The following is a 20672-nucleotide window of genomic DNA, read 5'->3' as shown; positions in this document are numbered from 1 at the left end:
GGCTTAGCCGAATTGGCTATACCCGCCTGCGTACGGGGTCGACACGAGTGCCGGGTCGTCGTACGTGCCTGAGTACCAGTACTGGGTACCGGCTGAGTTCCGCCACGCCTTGACGGACTTGATGTTCGCCCACCAATACCCGGTGTAGTTGTAGACGCGCCAGACGAGCCGGTGCAGCGTGGTCGCGTATGCCGTTTTCCCGACTGTGTAGATCGGTGCCCACGAGTTCGTGCAGCCCGCGCAGGTCGACACGTCGTTCTGCCACTCGACCGACCGAGGGCTCATTGGACAGCCGCCGGTGCACGAGCCGGACACGTAGTAGCGCTCGGTCTGCCAGTGGTTCTCCCATGACGAGCGGGTGTTGAACTTCGCAGACTGGACAGACGTCTCGGTTTGGTTGCCTTTCATGTTGTCTTTGATGTTGAAGGTGACCGAGCCGAGTTGGGTGCTGTTCACGCCGTAGTACCCTTTGCCGCTGAATGACGCTGAGGCGTAACCGGATTGGATATACCAGCACCCGGAAATCATGCACTTCCCGGCCACGCCGTCACCGGTGACCGCGAATCCGCTTGTTCTGCCTAGGGTTGCGGCCCGCAACTTCTCGCGTGCGATCTGAGCCCGCATTTCCTTCTCGGACTCCTCGCGGTCTATGCACAGCCAGCCGCCCTTACGTTGCGCTTTCGGCAGCGCGCAGGGGTCAACCGCGTTCCCTGCCCGCTCCGTGCTCGCTGTCCCGGGGTCATCCGCGAACGACGCGCCCGGTGCGTCCGTGCTCGACGCGCCTGGTACGTCCGTGCTCGGGGTGCCCGGCGCGCCCGTGTTGGCCGACGCGAGAGGGGCCGCGAGAACCATTGCGCCAGCGACGATTACGGAAGCCGCCATGCCGATTGCCTTGCGTCCTATCATGATTGGTCCCCCCAGACAGCCTGTGCGTCGAAGTGGCTCAGGATCGGATCGGCTTCTCGCGACCATGGCGCAGCCGAGAGGAACCGTGGGTCGTTGCGGTGCGGTTCGGAATGAATCTCGCAGTACCGTTCCGTCGCGCGGATTGGCCCCTCGGGTGCGGTCCCCGCGTGAATGTGGTGAAGCATTGTAACCGGTCGAGTGCAGCCCGGTTCGTCGCATTCAGGGTTACGCAATGGCACCACACTTGGTTCATCTTCCGCCCTGTTCATTTCGTGGAACCAGCTCCCCCTCAGAGTTGTGCGAAAGTGACTCACCGGATACTACTCCGGGATCGCCGGCAACGCGCGCTGGAACCGGGTCCGAGATTCCGGGCAGGTCGCAATGTCCGTGACTTTGGTGTTGGTGTGGTCTATGTTCCGGGTGTGGCTGGAGCGAGGCTGGAGCGACTCGTGAGTCAGGAGCGGCCCGGGAGCCGTTGCGCGGGCCGGATCTCGATCGGGGTGCTGGCGCCCCACGTTCACCGATGAGTTGGTCGATGAGGTGACCGATGAGTCCGGGGTACGCGAGAAGCGCTACCGGCTGCTGCAAGCCCTGCGATGCCCGGGCCGAGCGCAGGAGCGCGCGGTGACGGGCGCGACCAGCGAGACGCCGGAGGTCTTCGGGACCGACTCGCGGGCCTGCTTCGAGCAGGTACTGGCCTGGGTGGAAGGCAACGACTCGGCGGCGCTGTCGCATGACCAGCACCGGACCCGGGTGGAGGTGCTGGCCGCTGCCGAGCGGGCACGTGACGCTCGGTCGTCCTGGTCCGGCTGGCTGTTGGCCGGCCTGCGCGGGCAGTCCACGCCCGACCGTGCCCGGCTCGAGGCGGACGTGGCAGCCGCGCGCGGCGTTGGCGGCCGCGGACGCCGAGGTGGTCCGCTGCCGGGCCGAGTTGACCGGTCTCGACGACCGGAGCCGCCTGCTCGACGCCGCCGAGGCCGACTACGAGCAAGCGCTCGTCGGGCTCGCGGAGCAGGGCGACAACCCTATCGCGCGCGCCCCCTCGGTGGCCGCCGAGGCACGACGAGCGCTCGGGGCGCGCCGCGAGCTGACCGACCTCGACGTCGCGATCGGGACGGGGCGAGGCACGTTGCAGGCGCTCGACACCGCGCAGGGCACGCTGGCCGCGGCGTGCGGCTGGTCGAGCTGGGACCTGGTCTCCGGCGGCGGAAGCGTCTCCCGGCTGAAGTTCGACCGGATCGAGGAGGTGCGGCGTGACCTTCAGCAGATCACCGAGTTCGTCGGCGGCTTCGTGCCGCAGGCCCACGCGCTCGGCGTCCCCGACCTCGACCTGCCCGAGGTCGCGGTGCCTTCCATCGACCGGTTGGAGCGGTTCCTCGACGTCTGGCTCGACGTCGGCGGAGGCGCGCTCAACGGCGAGCTGCGGGCCTGTCAGATGCAGCTCGCGACGGTCGTGGCGCGCATCGCAAACTGTGTCGCCGTGCTCGAGGCCCGTCGGTCACAGCTGCCGTCCCCGGACCGGGCGGGGGAAGGGTGAGAGCCGCACCCAGGCGGGCGCGAGGACGAGCGCAGAGCGCCGAGCGAGCGTTCGGCGCCGATCACAGGTCGGGGCGCGGCGGCTTCGGGGCGTTGAGGTGGTAGCGCACCCCGACCATCCGGATCGCGAAGCACACCGCGGCCGCGACCAGGGCCCACGGCAGCCCGTAGACACCGGCGATCGTGGACAGCACGACGACGGTCGCCGCCACGAGTGCGGGGATCGCGTAGAGCTCGCTGCGCAGGACGCTGGGGACCCGCTGGGTGAGCGCGTCGCGCAGCGTGCCACCGCCCACCGCCGTGATGGCGCCGAGGATGACCGCCTGGGCCGGCCCCAGCCCGAGGGCCAGGGCCTTGCTCGCGCCCGTCACGGCGAACAGGCTCAGCCCGGCCGCATCCAGCACGATGATCGGCCGCATCATCGTGTAGAGCCGCTGACCGGTGACGAACGCGATCAGGCTGCCGCCCGCGGCGACCGCCAGGTAGCGCCAGTCGCTGAACGTCGCCGGCGGCAGGGAGTCGATGAGGATGTCGCGCACGATGCCGCCGCCGAGCGCGGTGAGCATGCCCAGGGTGAGCACGCCGACGATGTCGACGTCGGCGACGCGCATGGCGGTCAGCGCGCCGTTCACCGCGAACGCGAAGGTGCCCGTCAGGTCGAGGGCCAGCAGCAGGGTGGTCTCGTGCTCCACCTCAGTGCTCTCGTCCGGGCTGCTCTCGTCCGGGCTGCTCTCGTCCGAGCCAGGCGAGCGCAGCAACCACCAGGGCGGTGGTGCCGGTGTCGAGGGTGGGCTGCAGCACCGGGGCGAACAGCGGCGAGTGGTTCACCGATACGTCCTGGTTCAGCCGCCCGGCTGCGGCGGCCCGGTCGTACAGCTCGGGGTCGGTGCCCCCGATCCCCCAGTAGGTGTAGGGCACCCCGAAGGCCCGGGGCAGGTCGCTGAAGTCCTCGCTGGCGGTCAGCCGGTCCAGCTGCCGGACCGCCGCGCCGAAGTGGTCGGTGAAGGCGGCCGCGACCCGCGCGGTGACCTCGGGGTCGTTCTGCGTCACCGGGAAGTGGTCGAACAGCTCGAGCTCCGGCTCCCGCGGCGCTCCCGCGGCAGCACACTCGGCCCGCACGATCCGCTCGATGGCCGTCAGGACCACGGTCCGGGTCTGCTCGCTGTAGGTGCGTACGTTCAGCAGCAGCGTGGCCGACTCGGGGATGATGTTGCTCTTCGTGCCGGCCTGCAGGCTACCGACCGTGAGCACCGCCGGCTCGCCCGGGGGCAGCTCGCGAGCGACCACGGTTTGCAGGCGCACCACGATCATCGCCGCCACGACGACCGGGTCGACCGTCGCGTGCGGCATCGAACCGTGTCCGCCGCGGCCGTGGACGACGACCCGCATGCTGTCCGCGCTGGACAGGACCGGCCCGCTCCGGGTCGCCACGCTCCCGGCCGGCTGCGGCAGGACGTGCTGGCACAGCGCCACGTCCACCGGGCCGACGAGGTCGGTCAGGCCGTCCTGCACCATGCCACGCGCGCCGTCGCCGAGCTCCTCGGCCGGCTGGAACACCGCCACGACGGTGCCACCCCACGCCTGCCTCGCTCCCGCCAGCAGGTCGAGCGCACCGAGCAGGCAGGTGACGTGCAGGTCGTGACCGCAGGCATGCATGACCGGCAGGTCGACCCCCGCCGAGTCGGTCGCCGTCGCCGTGCTGGCGTACGGCAGATCGGTGGCCTCGCGCACCGGGAGGGCGTCCATGTCGGCGCGGAGCAGGACCCTCGGGCCCGTGCCGTTGCGCAGGATGCCGACGACCCCGGTGCCGCCCACTCCGGTGTGGACCTCGCAGCCCGCCGCGGACAGCCGGCTCGCGACCGCCTCGGCGGTCCGCTGCTCCTGGTGCGAGAGCTCCGGGTGGGCGTGCAGGTCCCGGTAGAGCTCCTCCTGCCAGGCCCGGACCTCGTCGAGACGGCCCAGCACCATCGTCGATGTCGTCACCATTACCTCCTCCGTGCCGGATGCAGCGCCCTGGCCCAGCCCGGGTGCCGGCCTGACGTCAGGAGCCTAGTTGGGCCGCACCGGCAGCCCCGAGGGGCGCGCCGGGCACCCGGGCCACGGCCGGAGGCGACCCGCTCAGCGGCATACCGTGGGCCCCGGCCTAGGGTGGCCGTCATGGCCGAAGCGCGCACCATCCGGACCGACCGCACCTGGCTGATCGCCCTGGCCGCCAGCATGTGGGGCCTCTCGGCGATCTGGCGAGACCCCCTCGCGAAGCAGTTCCCGTCGGTTGCCGTCGTCTTCTGGGAGCACGTCGTGCTCGTCGCGCTGGTGTCGCCGTGGCTCGTGGGTGCGATCCGGGCGGTGCTGCGCGCAAGCTGGCGTACCCGGGTCAGCGTCCTGGTCATCGGGGCGGGTTCGTCGGCGCTGGCGACGACGCTGTTCACCTCGGCCTTCCGCCTGGGCGACCCGATCACCCCGCAGGTGCTGCAGAAGCTGCAGCCCCTGATCGCGCTGCTGCTGGCCGCACTGCTGCTGGGGGAGCGGCTGCGTCGCTCCTTCGCGTGGTTCGCGCTGCCGGCGCTCGTGGGGGCGTGGCTGCTCAGCTTCCCCGACCCGTTCGCCGTCGGCGTGACCAACCTGTATGCCGCTGGGCTGGCTCTCGGCGCGGCGGCGCTGTGGGCGGCGGGCACCGTCCTCGGGCGGGCCGCGAGCGCGGAGCTGGCCTTCACGCAGGTCACGACGCTGCGCTTCGCGGTCGGTCTGGTGGCGCTCGCGGTGATCGCCCTGGTGGGCGACACCCCGCTGCGGATCGGCGTCGGTGCGGCCGGGAGCATCGTGGTGCTCGCGCTGGTGCCCGGGTTGCTCGCGCTGCTGCTCTACTACCGCGGGCTGCGGACCACGCCGGCCTCGCGGGCCACCCTGGCCGAGCTCGCGTTCCCGATGACCGCCGCCCTGGTCGGGGTGAGCGTGCTGGGTGGGTCGCTGGACGGCAGCCAGTGGGTCGGGTTCGCGGTGGTCCTGGCGTCGGTGGTGGGCCTCGCGTTGCACGAGCGGGCCGGCGAGCGGCCGGCGGTGGCCGTCAGCGACCGGGCCGAGGACGCGATCCCGGTGCGGCGTTGAGGCCGAACTGCCCGCTCGACCGGGCGCGACGCCCCCTCGACCGGACAGGGCAGGCGGGAAGGGTCACCAGAGCTTGGGAAGGGTGAGGATGAAGCCGGTCGCGAGCAGGAAGATCGCGCTGCCGACCCACACCAAGGACCACTGGGCCCAGCGCGAGCGGACCTTCGCGGACATGCCGGCGAAGAACAGCACCGAGGCGTACAGCACCGTCAGCAGGGTGTAGTTGTCGGCCCGGCTGCTGGCGTTCAGGCCGTCGGCGAAGAGCCGGTCGGCGCGTTGGGACGCCTGCTCGGCGGCAGCCACCTCGGGCAGGACGTACTGCGGCATCGCGAACGGCGTGGGCGGCGCGTCCGCGTTCGTGTCGGGCCGGGTGGCGATCCACGCGTCGAAGGCTGCGTCCAGCGGAGCCGGGAAGCGGCGCTCGATGAAGTCCTCCATCCTCGCGTTCCCGAGGCTGTGGGCCTGGAACCACTGGACGAACAGCGAGACCTGAAGCGCCTGTCGCTTGTCGGCGGTCGCCTCCTGGTGGGCCGATTCGGCTCGCGCCGAGGACGACTGGTTGAACGCGATCGAGGTGGCCCCACTCCAGGAGCTCGACTGGAAGCCGGCCCAGGCCGTGAAGACGGCGGTGACCGACAGGAGCACGACCGCCATCAGCTCGCGCGGGTCTACGCCGCTCCTGCCGCCCACGTCGGGCGGGGTCTGCGGAGCCTCGGTTGCCGCCATGCCGACCTCACTTGTCCAGCACCGTCGCGGTGTAGCCCGCGCTGAGGTTGGCGCGGATGGTCTGCTTGAGCGCAGCCGCCTTCTCAGGGGTCCAGCCGGGAACCTTGAGGATCGTCGCCCAGGCGTCGACGTGCTCGCCGGAGAAGTTGTGTCCGTGCCCGGGGCCGGGCTCCATGCTGAGTGGCATGTCGGCGGTCAGCTGCCAGAAGGTCACGAAGGGGATCCACCGGGTGGACGGCAGCACGTCTCGCCCGCGCGGCTCCTCGAGCCAGTCCGGACGGTTCAGGATGAGGCTCGGGCTCCACCAGGTGATCGGGTCGGACGCGTGCTGCAGGTACAGCACATGGGCCCGGTCCCAGGGCTTGCCGACGGGCGGGGTCGGCCGGCTCGGGACGTTGGTGAACCGCACGATCCGCCCCTCGCGGTAGACCGGCTCGATCTCGGGTGAGCCGGCGTCGCGGTGGTCGACGAAGCTGCGGTAGAGCGGGTTGAAGTTCGGCGGTCCGGTGAACAGCGCGCCGCTGACCCGGTTGGCCATGTCGTACTCCCCGCTGAAGGCGGTCTCGCCGCCGAAGGAGCCCAGGCTCTCGCCGAACACGTAGAGGCGGGGCCGGTGGTCGGCCGGCAGGTTCGACCACTTCTCGTAGACCGCGTCGAACAGGGCCCGGCCGGCGTCGCGGGCCCGCTGCTGGTCGACCAGGAAGGAGATCGCCGACGGCAGGAAGGAGTACTGCATCGCCACCGTCGCCGAGTCTCCGCCGGTCAGGTACTCGAAGGCGTTGGCCGAGCTGGGCTCGACCCAGCCGGTGCCGGTCGTGGTGACCACGAGCAGGTTGGCCCGCTCGAACCCACCGGCGCGTTCGAGGTCGCGCACCGCGAGCGCGGCCCGAGCCTCGGCGTCGGGGGCCGAGTCGAGCCCGGTGTAGATGCGGATCGGGTTCTCCGCCGAGGCGCCGGTGGCCTGCGCGATCCGGGCGGCGTTCGGGCCGCGCGCGACGAAGCTGCGTCCCTGCATCCCCAGGCTGTCCCAGGGCACCAGTGACCCGGGCCCGCCCGACCGGTCGGGGGTCGTCGGTTGCACGACTCCCTCCTGGGTCGAGGCGTCCCGCACCGAGAACATCGAGTTGACCCCGCCCATGACCGCGTTGCCCAGCACCCCGTCGAGCAGCAGCACCGCGAGCACCACGACGGTGACCCCGCCCAGCGCCCGCGCCGCGCGGGCGCCCATGACCCGGCCCAGCCAGCGGGCCAGCAACCGGTACCCGGCGGCGACCAGTCGTCCGGCACCGACCAGCACGACGAAGAAGACGGCCGCGACGGGCAGCACGAGCACCGTGGCGAGCGGCGCCTCGGGGGTCAGCCCGACGAGCGTCGCGGCCGCCCGCTGCCACCACACCCCGAGGATGAGGGCGAGCACCAGCGCAACGCAGGCCAGCACCCCGAACCAGCGCCACGACGCCGGCCTGGTCCGGCGGACCCCGCGGTCGGCGAACTCCCGCCAGACCCACGCCCCGAGGACCCCGAGCCCATACCCGATGGCCGCGCTGACCCCAGCGACGAAGCCCTGGAAGAACGCCGGTCGCGGCAGCAGCGACGGCGTGAACGACAGGCACGCGAAGACCAGGGCGGTCCATGCTCCGGGTAACGCGTACCCCGGTCGTCTCGCCCACCACCGTGCAAACATGCCCACCCCTCAGGTGCCGCCACTCAAGTGCCACTACTCAAGCGCCGCCGCCCGCCGGTCGGCGGGCGCGGACGCGCATGAACATGGGAGAGGGCCGTCACGGCGTGACGCGATGACGGCCCGTCCCGGCGGCAGTGTAGTGCTCCGGACGGGCAGATACCGCATCGAACTGGCCGGGCGCGGTAGCGGTGGGCTCAGGTCACGATCCGCAGGGGTTCCTCGAGCACCCGGACCACGTCGCGCAGGAACGCCGCTGCGACCGCGCCGTCGAGGACGCGATGGTCGACGGTCAGCGTCATGCGCATCGTGGTCGTCACGCCGATCTCGCCGTCCTTGACGACCGGCGTCTCCACCGCGGCTCCGACGGCGAGGATCGCCGCCTCGGGCGGGTTGATGACGGCGGTGAACTCGCTGATCCCGAACATCCCGAGGTTGCTGATCGTGAAGGTGCCGCCGCTGAACTCGTCGGGGGTCAGCCGTCCCGCGCGCGCTCGCTCGCCCAGGGCCCGGGCCTCGGCGCTGATCTCGCGCAGCGTCTTGCGGTCGGCGTCACGGACCACGGGCACGATCAGGCCCTGGTCGATGGCGACGGCGATCCCGATGTTGACGTTCGCCCGGGTCAGCAGGTGGTCCCCGCCCCAGAAGGTGTTGACCTCCGGGTGGGCGCGCAGCACGACCGCGCAGGCCTTGACCAACAGGTCGTTGACGCTGACCCGCACCCCGTCGGACTCGAGCTGCGCGTTCAGCTGACGGCGGAAGTCGAGCAGGTTGGCGACGTCGACGACGACGGTCAGGTAGAAGTGCGGCGCCGCCTCGCTCTGGGTCAGCCGGTCGGCGGTGATCCGCCGCATCCTGCTGAGCGGGGTCTTCTCGTCGCCCGCGACCGGTTCGGGGGCGGGCGCGGGCGCCGCCACACCGGGTGCGGCGGCCGGGCTCGTCGGTGCCGCGGCCGCGGGTGGCTGCGACGCGACCGCCTGCAGGTCGGCCCGCACGATGCGGCCGCCCGGCCCGGAGCCGGTGACGGTCGTCAGGTCGATGCCCTGCTCGCGGGCGAGGGCTCGCACGAGCGGGGTGGCCCGCACCCGGCCCGTCGATGCGGCGGCGGGCGCAGCCGGTGCGGACGTCTCGGCCGGCACCGGCTGTGCGGTGGCCGGGGCCTGGGGGGCCGGTGCGGCGGCCGGCGCGGGCGGCGCAGCGGCGGCGCCCGCGGCACCGGCCTCGCCGATGATGGCGAGCGTCTGGCCGATCGGCACGGTCGTGCCGGCCTGGACCAGGATCCTGGTCAGCGGCCCGGCCTCGTACGCCTCGAGGTCCATCGTCGCCTTGTCGGTCTCGATCTCGGCGAGGATGTCACCGACGTGGACCTCGTCGCCCTCGTTCATCAGCCAACGGGCGAGGACTCCCTCGGTCATGGTGTCGGACAGGCGGGGCATGGCAACCTCTGGCATGACAGGCTCCTGACGAGTTCCTAGCGGGCGAACCGGGTGGCGTCGAGCACCTCGTTGATGACCTTGGTCAGGTCTGCGGCGTCGGGCATCGCCGCGTTCTCCAAGGGCTTCGCGTACGGCAGTGGCACCTCGGCCTGCGCCACCCGGCGCACGGGTGCGTCGAGGTAGTCGAAGGCGCCCTCCTGGATGGTGGCCGCGATCTCCGCGCCGATGCCGTAGGAGAGCCAGTCGTCCTCGAGCACGACCGCCCGGCTGGTCTTGCGGACCGACGCGCAGACCGTCTCGCGGTCGAGCGGACGCAGGCTGCGCAGGTCGACGACCTCGATCGAGACGCCCTCCTCCTCGAACCGGCGGGCCACCTCCAGCGCGACGAGGGCCGCCCGCGAGTAGCTGACGACGGTCAGGTCGGTGCCCTCCTTGACCACGGCGGCGGTGCCGATCTCGCCGACCTGCTCGCCGTCGGGCACCTCGCCCTTGGTGTTGTAGAGCGCGAGGTTCTCCAGGAACAGCACGGGGTCGTCGTCGCGGATCGACGCGGTGAGCAGGGCCTTGGCGTCGGCCGGCGTCGAGGGGGCGACCACCTTCAGGCCGGGCACGTGGGCGTACCAGACCTCGAGGTTCTGCGAGTGGGTGGCGGCCAGCTGCTGCCCGCCGCCGCCGGGGGTGCGGATCACCAGCGGGACCGAGGCCTGTCCGCCGAACATCGAGCGGATCTTGGCGGCGTGGTTGACGATCTGGTCGATGGCCAGCAGGGTGAAGTTGATAGTCATGATCTCGATCACCGGTCGCATGCCGAGCATGGCCATCCCGATCCCCGCGCCGACGAAGCCCTCCTCGGCGATGGGGGTGTCGCGTACCCGGGTGGGGCCGAACTCGGTGAGCAGCCCGGCGGTGATCTTGTAGGAGCCCTCGAAGACCCCGATCTCCTCACCGAGCAGCACGACCGAGTCGTCGCGCTGCAGCTCGGTGCGCAGGGTCTGGCGCAACGCCTCGCGGTAGCTGAGCTCGCCCATCACCGCACCCCCTGCTCCGACGCGGGGACCGTGACCACGGGATCGGCCGGCAGCCGGGTCGGCGCGTTGGCCACCGGCGTCGCGTAGACGTAGTCGAACAGGTTGGCCACCTGCGGGTCGGGACTCTCGTCGGCGAAGGCCACCGCGTCGGCGACCCGCTTGGCCTCCTCCGCCTCGATGGCGTCGGCCTGCTCGTCATCGAGCACCCCGGCGGCCACGAGCCGGTCCCGGAAGGCCGGGATGGGGTCCATCTCGCGCACCTGCGCCGCCTCCTCCTTGGACCGGTACTTCGCCGGGTCGACGACCGAGTGGCCACGCAGGCGGTAGCTCATCGCCTCGATGATGCTCGGCTGGCGCTCCGCCCGGGCCTGCTCCATCGCCGCGCGGGTCGCGTCGCGCACCGTGACGACGTCGTCGCCGTCGATGCGCACTCCCGGCATCCGGTAGGAGCACCCCCGCTTGTAGAGGTCGGGCTCGGCGGACGCCTTGTCGACCGGCGTACCCATGCCGAGGCGGTTGTTGATGACGACGTAGACGATCGGCAGGCGCCACAGCCCGGCCAGGTTGAGGCACTCGTGGAAGGCGCCGATGTTGGTCGTGCCGTCGCCGAGCAGGCACATGACCGCCTCCGCCTCGGACCCGGGCTCGTCGCGGTAGGTGACCGCGAGGGCCGCACCGGTCGCGGGCGGGATCTGGCCGCCGACGATGCCGTAGCCGCCGAGCAGCCGCGCCTTCGGGTCGAACAGGTGCATGGAGCCGCCCCGGCCCCCGGAGACCCCGGTCACCTTGCCGAACAGCTCGGCCATGACCGGTCCGGGTGCCATCCCCCGGGCCAGCGCGTACCCGTGCTCCCGGTAGGTGGTGAAGAGGTAGTCGCGCGGCTCGATCCCGGCCATCAGGCCAACCACGGTGGCCTCCTCGCCGAGGTTGAGGTGGCAGTAGCCGCCGATCTTGGCCCGCTGGTACATCTCGGCGGACCGCATCTCGAACGAGCGGATCAGCACCATCTGCCGGTAGTAGCCGCGCAGCGTCTCGGCGGACTCGCCCTCGAGCGAGCTCTGCGCCCCGGTCGGGCCGCGGCCGGGTGCGGCCTGTGCTTCCTGCGGGTCGGTCATGGGCTGATCCGTGGTGGCGGCCATCGCCTTCTCCGTTCCTGCCGGTGTGGGGCGGGGTGTTGCCCCGCCGAGCTGTTGGTCTCAGAATCCGGGGGACTGCTCCTGGAGGACGAAGCGGTCGCCCGGGGCATGGCAGCGCGGGCAGCTCTCGGGTCGGTGGTCGCCGCGGACGGCCTCGCCGCAGGACTGGCACACCCACTCGGTGGCCAGCAGCGCGACGATGTCCCCGCGGCTGACGATCCCGACGAGACGGCCGTGCTCGGTGACGGGCAGCCGCCGGATCCGCTGGTCGATGAGCAGGTGGCGCACGTCGTTGACCAGGGTGTCGGTCGTGACGCTGATGACGCTCTTGGTCATCACGTCCTGGGCGGTGGAGCCGCTGCGGGCCAGCAGGTCGTACTCGCTGACCAGACCGAGCAGCACCCCCACCTCGTCGACGACCGGCGCGCCGCTGATGCCCTTGGTGTGCAACAGGTCGGCTACGTCGCCGACCGAGTCGCCTGGTGACACGGTGATCACCGGTGTCGACATGATCTGGCCCGCCGTCGGGGCGACGGACTCTGCTGCGGAGGACTTCGCGGGGCGCTCCATGTGCGGCAATCTACGCCCTCGGCTGCCGTCGTGCCTCCATTGCCCCCGTCAGGTCCGCTCCGGGGTGTCGGGAGCCACCGCTGAGGGCGCATCGGGACCGTTCGTGGACTGGCTGCGCGCCACCCGAGCCGTATGCGGCGCACCTGGCTCAGCGACATACGGGCGCCTCGGGATGCGGCGAGCGCGCGCCTACGGCCGGTCTGCGCGCCCAGACCGGGCTGGAAGCCGGAACGCGGCCTGCGCGAGGGGCTGCTGGGCGAGTCCGCGTGACCCCCGATCCGTGCGCGGACGCACGCACCGAGACGGGCCGCAGATGCGCGAGGATGGAGAACGGACATAAGGCAGGCGAGCGAGCGCCGCCACCTGACGATCGCAGGAGACTCGCGCCGGGAACTGGGTCAGGCCCGCGGCGCAATGCTCCGGAACCGCCCGCTGCGAGCCTCTGTTGGCTACTCGGGGCCCTTCCGTGCCGTCGGGATCTCGACGGCACGCGAGCGCGACGCCGCGGCGCACACTCGGGAGACACTCACCTCGTGGCGGCCTGAACAGTGCGACGAGCTCTCCGGCGTCGCCGCCGGGTCCGGGCTGAGCATCGAGGAGGTGACCGCGCTCAATGCACATACCGATTTCCTCGCGATCGCAAGACGGTGCGGCCAAAGGGTGCTCGACCGTGGTGACGACGGTCGCGGGTCGACGGGTGAGCCTCGGTCTGCCTGCCTTGTGGCCGAGCGCCTGGTCGGTCGGCCATCGAGGTCTTCGGGGCCCAGGGCCTCAGCGACGACGGGCCCTTGGCCTACTTCCACACCTGGGCCGGGGCGTTGCGGGTTGCCGAGGTCCGCGGCGCACCTGCGCTCGATCGCCGCGAGGAGCTGCGCTGTCGGCATGCCCATGTCGGGTGATGCCGGTTGCCCACCTCGCGGCCGTTGAGAGCGGGGCGTCAGCTCCGCCGCTGCTCGATGTCGCCGACCAGCTCCCGGGCCGCCTTCTCGATCTCGCCCTCACTGACCAGAACGTGCCAGGCGGCATCGCCCAGTGGGATGAAACTGTCCGCGCTGGCGACTCGCTTGATCCGGCCGGCGAAGCCGGTATCGACCAGGGCGGTGATGATGCCTTCGGAGACTCCACCGGTGCGGCGGGTCTCGTCGACGACCAGCACCCGGCCGGTGGCCTGGGCCTCCCGGACGATGTCCTGCACCGGGAGCGGTGCCAGCCACCGCAGGTCCACCACGCGCGCGCCGATCCCCGACCGGGCGAGGGCGGCCGCCGCGCGAAGGCTCAGGTACAGCCCGTTCCCGAACGTGACGATCGTCAGGTCGGTGCCGTCACCGTGGGTGCGGGCGCGCCCGAGCGGGACGTGCCCCAGCGTCCAGGCGCGGGGAGCGGCATACCGCGCCAGCCAACCCCCGTCGCCATGCTCGTGCAGGTCCTTGGTGTGGTAGAGCGCGATCGGCTCGAGGAAGGCGCACACCCGGCCGTCCGCCCGGGCAGCGGCGGCGCAGGTGCGCAGCATGGCAGGGGCGTCCGCCGGGTGAGCGGGGGAGGCGATGACCAGACCGGGGATGTCGCGCAGCACCCCGATCGCGTTGTCGTTGTGGAAGTGGCCCCCGAAGCCGCGCTGGTAGGCATAGCCTGCGATCCGCACGACCATGGGGTTGCGGTAGCGGCCGGCCGAGAAGAAGGACAGGGTGGCCGCCTCCCCGCGGAGTTGGTCCTCGGCGTTGTGCAGGTAGGCGAGGTACTGGATCTCCGGGATCGGCAGCAGGCCGGTGACCCCGGCGCCGAGGGCCAGGCCGAGGATGGTCTGCTCGTCGAGGAGGGTGTCGAAGACCCGGGCCGGTCCGAGACGGCGCTGGAGGCCGCGGGTGACTCCGTAGACGCCGCCCTTGGCGCCGACATCCTCCCCGAACACGATGGCCCCCGGCTCGAGCGCCATCAGGTCGGCCAGCGCCCGGTTGATCGACTGGGCGAGGGTCAGCGGCCCACGGTCCTCCGGGAGCGACCCGCCGCACGCCTGGTGTCGCGCCGGGTCCGGTGCGCATCGCGCCGCCAGCTCTCGCACGACGGCCGGGCGGTCACTGGCGACGGCCCAGACCACCGCCTCGCGCGAGGCCAGCCGGGGCAGGCCGGCCACCTGCTCCGCGGCGGTACGCACCTGGGCCCGCTTGGCCTCATACCGGTCCAGGATCTCGGCGGGGCGCAGGACACCCGAGGCGGTGAGCAGCCGGGCGGTGCCGAGCAGGGGGTCCCGGTCCAGGTCGGCGGTGATCTGGTCGGCGGGGCGGTAGGCGGACTCCAGGTCGGTCCCGGCATGTCCCATGAGCCGGACCGTGCGCAGGTGCAGGAACGCCGGTCGGCGAGTCCGGCGCACCCAGTCGGCCGCCTCCTGCGCGACCGGGACGATGTCGGTCAGGTCACTGCCGTCCGCGGTGACGTAGCGCAGTCCGGCGCGGTCGCCGTAGGCCTTCGCGATCCAGCCACGTGGCGTGGGGACGCTGATGCCCAAGCCGTTGTCCTCGCACACGAGAAGCAGCGGCAGGGGCAGGCCCCGGTAGGCGGCCTGGATCGCCGAGTTGATCGCCCCGGTTGCCGTGGAGTGGTTGGCTGAGGCGTCGCCGAAGCTGCACACGACGACCGAGTCCGCGGGCCAAGCCGGCTGCACACCGAGCTTCTGGGCGCGGGAGAGCGAGAAGGCCACGCCGAGGGCCCGCGGGAGGTGTGAGGCGATGGTCGAGGTCTGCGGGATGACGGCCAGGTCCTGACGGCCGAACACCTTGTGTCGCCCACCGGAGATCGGGTCGTCGGTGGCCGCCACCAGGCCGAGCAGCACGTCCCGGATCCCGTCGCTGCCGGGCACCTGGCGGGCCCGCTCGAGGTAGAAGCCGCCCGAGCGGTAGTGCAGCAGGGCCGGGTCGGTCGGCCGGAGCGCCGCGGCGACGGCGGCATTGCCCTCGTGGCCGGACGATCCGATCGTGTAGAAGCCCTCCCCACGGGCCCGTAGTGTGCGGGCCACCAGGTCGAGGTGGCGGCTGCCCAGCTGGGCGTCGAAGAGCTCCAGTGCCCGTGCCGGGGCGAGTCCATCGCCCAGCAGCCCGGGCCGGGTACCCTCCGGCGGGTGTGCGTCGACGCCCAGGGCGGCGATCGCCTCGAGAAAGTGGGTGTCGACCTGCTCGAGCGTGGACCCGCTCACCGGCACCCCCCTCGGGTGCAGCATTCGGGCGACGACTCGGCTGCGGCGTCGAGGACCGCCCGGACGATGCCCTGGTAGCCGGTGCACCGGCAGAGGTTGCCCGAGAGGGTCTCCCGGACGTGCCCCTCGTCGAGCAGCGCGCCCGGCGGCTGTCCCTCGATCAGCTCGGTTGCCGTCACGAGCATCCCGGGCGTGCAGAAGCCGCACTGCAGGCCGTGGTGCCGGGACATCGCGCTCTTGAGGCGACTGGTCGTCGGGTTGTCGCCGAGCCCCTCGACCGTCACGACCTCGCACCCCTCGACCTGGACGGCGAACAGCAGACAGGACCGGACGCTGCGCCCGTCGACGAGCACGGTGCAGGCACCGCACACCCCGTGCTCGCAGCCCAGGTGGGTGCCGGTCAGATGTAGCCGCTCGCGCAGCAGGTCGGCGAGCGTCAGCCGCGGCGGGATCTCCACGGTGACCGGGCGTCCATTGACCGTGGTGGACAGTGAGACCCGTTGGGGCACGGCCCGGTCGGTGGCCTCGAGGGTCATGCTGCCTCCTGCTCGTTGGTGCGGCCCCGTCGGTAGGCGGCGCCGAGGGCCTGGGCCAGGGCGACCCGGCACAGGGCGCGCGTGTGCTCCGGGTCGTCGGTCATCGGCTCCAGCCCGCTCGTCCACTGGGCCGCCAGCCGCGTCCACGTCTGCTCGGTCGGTATGCCGCTCACCACGTCGTCGGGTCGACTGACCATGAGGGGGCGGTCGGCTGCCGCCATGAGGCCGGCGCGCACGGTTGTCACCGTCCCGTCGGGCCGGACGGTGACGAGGCAGGCCGCGCCGGCCTGGGCGTAGTCGCCGATCCGCGGGGCGAACTCGACAAAGCCCCAACCCTGCCCCGGTCGGGCACTGGGCACGGTGACCCAGGTCAGCAGCTCGTCCGGCTCCATCGTCGTGGTGAAGACGGACTCGAAGAACTCCTCGGCCCGGATGGCCCGGCGCCCGGCCCGGGCGGACTCGACGTGGATGACGGCGTCGTGCACGGTCATGACCAGGGGGAGCTCGGCAGCCGGGTCGGCGTGCGACAGCGAGCCGCCCAGCGTCCCGCGGTTGCGGATCGCGACGTGCCCGATGTGGCCGACGGCCGCCGCCACGAGCGGGATCCGGCGCCGAAGGGTCGGGTCGGTCTCCAGCATCCGGTGGCGCACGAGGGCCCCTAGCACGACCGCATCGGTGTCCTCGAAGGTGCGCTCCAGCTCGGTGAGGCCACCGATGTCGACCAGTCGGTCCGGTCGGGCCAACCGCAGGTTCATCAGGGTGACCAGGCTCTGGCCGCCGGCCAGCACCTTGCTGTCACCCTCCTCGGATGTGGGGGCGAGCAGGCCCAGGGCGTGCGCCACGGAACGGGCGCGCAGGTAGGCGAACGGCGCCGGCTTCACTGGTCCGTCCCCCCTTCGGTGTCGAGGGCGGCACGCAGCAGTGCCGTGCTGATCGGGGTCCGGCTCACGTGGACCCGTCCCGCCAGGGCGTCGTCGACGGCCCCGGCCACCGCTGCGGACACGGCGATGGTGCCGCTCTCCCCGGCGCCCCGTACCCCGAGCGGGTTGTTCGTGGTCGGCACGGCCAGATGCCTGATCCTCACGTCCGGCACGTCGCACGTGCCCGGCAGCAGGTACTCGGCCAGGGTCGTGCAGGTCGGCTGGCCCTCCGGCGAGAAGCGGTACTCCTCGAGCAGCGCGCCGCCGATGCCCTGGGCGACACCGCCGATTATCTGGCCCTCGACGACGAGGGGGTTGATCTCCACGCCGCCCTCGTGGGCCACGGCGTAGTCGAGCACCGAGACGGCTCCCGTGCCGCGGTGCACGCCGACGACAGCGGCGTGCGCGCCCATGGTCCACGTCACCGTCCGGGGGTGGAAGTACTCGACGACATCGAGCGGGCCGAGCTGCTCCTGGGCGCCACCGGGCCGGCAGGCAGCAGCGAGGTCGGTCCAGGTGACGTCCCGCAGCGAGGCGCCGACGGCCGTGGCGAACCCGGTGACGGTGCTCTTGACCAGCTCGGCCGGTACCCCGAGCAGTCGGGCGGCCCGGTCGGTCGCCTGGGACATGAACTCGTCGGCAGCGCGCCGCACTGCCGACCCGGCCAGGACCGCGGACCGGCTGGCGAAGCTGCCGAAGCCGTGCCGGACCAGGTCGGTGTCGGTGCGACGCACGGTGATCCGGTCGAGCGGCGCGCCGAGCACGTCGGCGGTCACCTGCGCAAAGACCGTCTCGTGCGCCTGACCGGCCGATGCGGCGCCGGTGGCGACCTCGAACCCACCGGAGGGGGTCAGCCGGACCCGGGCCGACTCGTAGCTCCCACGGCCGGTCGCCTCGATGTAGCACCCGACGCCGTGGCCGATGCTCAGCTCCGGGTGGCGGGCCGCGTGCGCCGCGGTGCTCTCCGGTGGGAGCAGCTCGACGGCAGCCTGCAGACAGGCCAGGTAGTCGCCGCCGTCGTAGACGATGGGCACCCCGTCCCGTTGCGGGAGTGGCTGGGAGTAGGGCAGGTCGGCCCGGGTGAGCAGGTTGCGCTCGCGGATCTGGATCGGGGTCAGGCCCAGCTGTCTGGCCGCCTCGTCGAGGCTGCGCTCGAGGGCGAAGCAGGCCTCGGGGCGACCGGCGCCCCGGTACTGGGCGGTGATCGTCTTGTTGGTGAAGGCGGCTCGTCCGTGCAGTCGGGCGCGCGGGATGCGGTAGGGGCCGAGCAGGTGGATGGCCGTGTTGGCCACCACGCCGGCAACCCACAGTCCGCCGGCGCCGATGTCCATCAGGAAGTCGTCCTCCCAGCGTAGGATGCGACCGTCGGCAGCCACGCTGAGGCGGGTCCGGTGTACTTGGTCACGCCCTTGGGCCGAGCCGGTCAGGTGCTCCTGTCGGTCCTCGACCCACACGAGGTCGTGCCCGGTCCGGCGGGCCAGCACCGGGACGATGATCTCCTCGGCATAGACGTTGGCCTTGGTGCCGAACCCGCCGCCCACGTCGGGGACGCTGACCCGTACGTCGTCGACCGACCATCCGGTCGCGTCACAGATCCCCTGCCGGACCAGGTGCGGGATCTGGGTGGAGGTCCAGACGGAGACCCGGTCGCCGTCGATGCGCGCGAGGACTCCCCGACCCTCGAGGGGCACCGCCCCGTGGCGGCCGATCCGGTAGGTGCCCTCGGTGACGACGGCGACCGTGGCCGGGTCGAGGTCGTCGCCGAAGTCCACCTCGATCGCGGCCGCCTCGTTGTCGGGCAGGCCGGGGTGCATGGGGGCGGCGTCGGGAGCCAGGGCGCTCTCGGGGTCCAGGAGCGGGGGGCGCGGCCGATAGGTGACCTCGACGGTCTCGAGGGCGTCCTCGGCGAGGTAGCGGTCCGAGGCGAGGACGGCGACGACGGGCTGGCCCACGTAGTGGACCCGGTCCACGGGCATGATGGCGAGGCGCTGCTGCACCATCCGGAAGCCGGTGGCGGCCACGAAAGCGGGGTGCGGCGTGTGCAGCGAGCCGATGTGGTCGTTGGCCAGCTGGAGGTCGTCGCCGGTGAACACCCCCAGCACGCCGGGCATCCTCATGGCAGGCGTGGTGTCGATCGACTCGATGACGGCATGTGCTTCGGTGGAGCGGAGAAAGGCGACCGCCAGCGCTCCTGCGGCTAGGTCTGCGAGGAACCGACCGCGCCCGGCCAGCAGGCGCTCGTCCTCCACCCTGGACACGGGGGTGCCGACGTAGGGACGGTCGCCGCCCACCTGCTCGCCGGGAATCGCGGAGATGCTCACTGGACCTTCTTCTCCCAGCGCCACAGCAGCATGGAGATCGCGAACGAGACGACGATGAGCAGCAGGATCGTGGCGACCATCTCCGGGTAGTCACCGTGGCTGTAGCTCTGCAGCACGGCTCGCCCGAGACCGTGGCGGGTGGCGAAGAACTCGGACAGGACCACGCCGACGACGGCAAGGCTCACGGCCAACCGCACACCGGTCAGCAGCGGCTTGCGAATGGCAGGAAGGATGATGTGCACGAGCAGCTGCAACCCTGATGCCCGCAGCGAACGACCGAGCTTCCAGTAGACCGCTGGGATGTGGCGCACGCCAGCCGTCACGTTGATCAGCACGGGGAACAGGCAGAACAGCACACCCATGACCACCTTGGAGCCGCTCAGCTGGAAGATCGGCAGCAGGATCGGATAGAGCACGATCTTCGGCACGCCGTTCAGCGCGATGATCAGCGGCTCGGTCGCCAGGCGGAACGGCTTCCACAGACCCAGCACGAGGCCGAGGATGCCGCCCAGGGCGGTGCCGATGACGAAGGCGAGCGACACGGCGACAGCGGTGGCCCTGACATCCACGAGATACTCAGGGTCCGTGAGGTTGGTGAACAGGGCAGCGATGGTCCGGGCAGGCGGTGGTACTACAAAGATGAACCCGCTGACGACCTGCCACACCAGCACCGCAGCAATGGCAACCCCGACCGATCCGACGAGCTGGCGGTGCCGGTCGGGTATGCCGAAGGATCGGGTAGCACCGATGGTCGGGGCGGTCATGTGGTCCGTCCTTTCACGAGCAGCTTCTCGACGACGACCAGCAGCGCGGTCAGGATCATCGAGACGACCAGGATGATGAAGATGTAGGCGAACATCGTCTGGCTGTCGAAGATCTCGTACAGGTACCTGACCCGATAGCCGAGCCCGGCCTGAGCGGTGACGAACTCCATTGCTATGCTGCCGATAAGCGCGTAGACGACCCCGAGGCGCAGCCCGGCGACGATGAACGGCGCCGCCGCTGGCAGGGCGATCGAGGTGAGCATCTGGCGTGGGCTGCACTGCAGCGATCGGGCGAGCTTGAGGTAGACCGGTCGGATCCCGTTGAGGCCTACCGTGGTGTTCAGGGCCACCGGTATCAACGTCATGATCGTGGCGAGGATGACGACCGAGCTCGCATTGATCCCGACGACGACGATGGCGAGGGGATAGAACAGCACCATCGGCACGGCGTAGAACGACACCAGGTAAGGTTCGAAGATGCGGCCCACGGTCGGAAGCTTCCAGAAGGCGAGACCGAGCAGCAGGCCGATGGCAGAGCCGAAGACGATGGACAGGCCGATCTCGAGGCTGGTACGCGCCGCGTCCGCCCAGAACTGAGGCTGGGTCAGCAGGTCTGCGGCCGAGGCAACGATAGAGGAGGTTGTGGGAAGGATCTCCTCCTGCCACCAGCCCAGCCGCGGGCCGATCTCGCAGATAGCCGCCAGCAGCACGATCAGGACCGTCGTCGCGATGGCGCTGAACGTTGCGTCACCAAGTCTTCGACGGGAGGCCTTCGGTGCCACGACGGTGTTGCTCGGAGGGTCGGCCATGGTCGTGGGTT

The 20672-nt window shown here is 71.5% G+C and carries 17 protein-coding genes; 2 read left to right on the top strand and 15 right to left on the bottom strand.

Features of this window, described 5'->3' with window-relative positions:
- Positions 1–3: 3 nt before the first annotated feature.
- Positions 4–906 (bottom strand): hypothetical protein, encoded by a 903-nt coding sequence (locus WMI84_RS02710; protein WP_347350467.1) that lies wholly within the window; start codon positions 904–906, stop codon positions 4–6.
- A gap of 850 nt (positions 907–1756) precedes the next feature.
- Between WMI84_RS02710 and WMI84_RS02705 the strand changes: the two genes are divergently transcribed.
- Complete coding sequence (locus tag WMI84_RS02705) at positions 1757–2443, top strand: hypothetical protein (protein ID WP_347350466.1); 687 nt, start codon at positions 1757–1759, stop codon at positions 2441–2443.
- A 61-nt stretch (positions 2444–2504) separates the two neighbouring features.
- Here WMI84_RS02705 and WMI84_RS02700 read toward each other — a convergent pair whose 3' ends face one another.
- Positions 2505–3134, bottom strand: coding sequence for a trimeric intracellular cation channel family protein (locus WMI84_RS02700; RefSeq protein ID WP_347350465.1), 630 nt, complete (start codon positions 3132–3134; stop codon positions 2505–2507).
- A 1-nt stretch (position 3135) separates the two neighbouring features.
- Positions 3136–4425 (bottom strand): amidohydrolase, encoded by a 1290-nt coding sequence (locus WMI84_RS02695; protein ID WP_347350464.1) that lies wholly within the window; start codon positions 4423–4425, stop codon positions 3136–3138.
- Between the two features lie 174 nt (positions 4426–4599).
- Here WMI84_RS02695 and WMI84_RS02690 point away from each other — a divergent pair, with 174 nt between their 5' ends.
- On the top strand, positions 4600–5547 hold the full coding sequence (locus tag WMI84_RS02690) for a DMT family transporter (protein WP_347350463.1): 948 nt from the start codon (positions 4600–4602) through the stop codon (positions 5545–5547).
- A 63-nt stretch (positions 5548–5610) separates the two neighbouring features.
- Here WMI84_RS02690 and WMI84_RS02685 read toward each other — a convergent pair whose 3' ends face one another.
- The 12 genes from WMI84_RS02685 to WMI84_RS02630 form a co-directional block, all read right to left on the bottom strand.
- A complete protein-coding gene (locus WMI84_RS02685; protein ID WP_347350462.1) occupies positions 5611–6273 on the bottom strand; it encodes a hypothetical protein in 663 nt (220 codons plus the stop codon).
- 7 nt (positions 6274–6280) lie between these two features.
- The gene (locus WMI84_RS02680) at positions 6281–7957 is read right to left on the bottom strand and encodes an alpha/beta hydrolase (RefSeq protein WP_347350461.1); all 1677 of its coding nucleotides are present in this window, start codon (positions 7955–7957) and stop codon (positions 6281–6283) included.
- A gap of 194 nt (positions 7958–8151) precedes the next feature.
- The gene (locus WMI84_RS02675) at positions 8152–9405 is read right to left on the bottom strand and encodes a dihydrolipoamide acetyltransferase family protein (RefSeq protein WP_347350460.1); all 1254 of its coding nucleotides are present in this window, start codon (positions 9403–9405) and stop codon (positions 8152–8154) included.
- Between the two features lie 20 nt (positions 9406–9425).
- Positions 9426–10418, bottom strand: coding sequence for an alpha-ketoacid dehydrogenase subunit beta (locus WMI84_RS02670; RefSeq protein ID WP_347350459.1), 993 nt, complete (start codon positions 10416–10418; stop codon positions 9426–9428).
- On the bottom strand, positions 10418–11533 hold the full coding sequence (gene pdhA / locus WMI84_RS02665; RefSeq protein ID WP_347350458.1) for a pyruvate dehydrogenase (acetyl-transferring) E1 component subunit alpha: 1116 nt from the start codon (positions 11531–11533) through the stop codon (positions 10418–10420). Before pdhA ends, WMI84_RS02670 begins: the two co-directional genes overlap by 1 nt.
- 81 nt (positions 11534–11614) lie before the next feature.
- Positions 11615–12124, bottom strand: coding sequence for a CBS domain-containing protein (locus tag WMI84_RS02660; RefSeq protein WP_347350457.1), 510 nt, complete (start codon positions 12122–12124; stop codon positions 11615–11617).
- Positions 12125–13061: 937 nt separating this feature from the next.
- Positions 13062–15311: a thiamine pyrophosphate-dependent enzyme gene (locus WMI84_RS02655; RefSeq protein ID WP_347350456.1), complete on the bottom strand. Its 2250-nt coding sequence runs from the start codon at positions 15309–15311 to the stop codon at positions 13062–13064.
- The gene (locus WMI84_RS02650; protein WP_347350455.1) at positions 15308–15847 is read right to left on the bottom strand and encodes a (2Fe-2S)-binding protein; all 540 of its coding nucleotides are present in this window, start codon (positions 15845–15847) and stop codon (positions 15308–15310) included. Before WMI84_RS02650 ends, WMI84_RS02655 begins: the two co-directional genes overlap by 4 nt.
- The gene (locus tag WMI84_RS02645) at positions 15844–16728 is read right to left on the bottom strand and encodes an FAD binding domain-containing protein (RefSeq protein ID WP_347350454.1); all 885 of its coding nucleotides are present in this window, start codon (positions 16726–16728) and stop codon (positions 15844–15846) included. Before WMI84_RS02645 ends, WMI84_RS02650 begins: the two co-directional genes overlap by 4 nt.
- Positions 16725–19088 carry a xanthine dehydrogenase family protein molybdopterin-binding subunit gene (locus WMI84_RS02640; protein WP_347350453.1) on the bottom strand — a complete coding sequence of 788 codons (2364 nt, stop codon included), beginning with the start codon at positions 19086–19088 and terminating at the stop codon, positions 16725–16727. The genes WMI84_RS02645 and WMI84_RS02640 overlap by 4 nt, the downstream gene beginning before the upstream one ends.
- Positions 19085–19852, bottom strand: coding sequence for an ABC transporter permease subunit (locus WMI84_RS02635; protein WP_347350452.1), 768 nt, complete (start codon positions 19850–19852; stop codon positions 19085–19087). Before WMI84_RS02635 ends, WMI84_RS02640 begins: the two co-directional genes overlap by 4 nt.
- Positions 19849–20661 carry an ABC transporter permease gene (locus WMI84_RS02630; protein WP_347350451.1) on the bottom strand — a complete coding sequence of 271 codons (813 nt, stop codon included), beginning with the start codon at positions 20659–20661 and terminating at the stop codon, positions 19849–19851. Before WMI84_RS02630 ends, WMI84_RS02635 begins: the two co-directional genes overlap by 4 nt.
- Between the last annotated feature and the right edge of the window lie 11 nt (positions 20662–20672).

Source organism: Intrasporangium sp. (assembly GCF_039812505.1).
Lineage (GTDB): Bacteria > Actinomycetota > Actinomycetes > Actinomycetales > Dermatophilaceae > Intrasporangium_A.
This window is presented reverse-complemented; position numbering and strand designations above follow the sequence as displayed.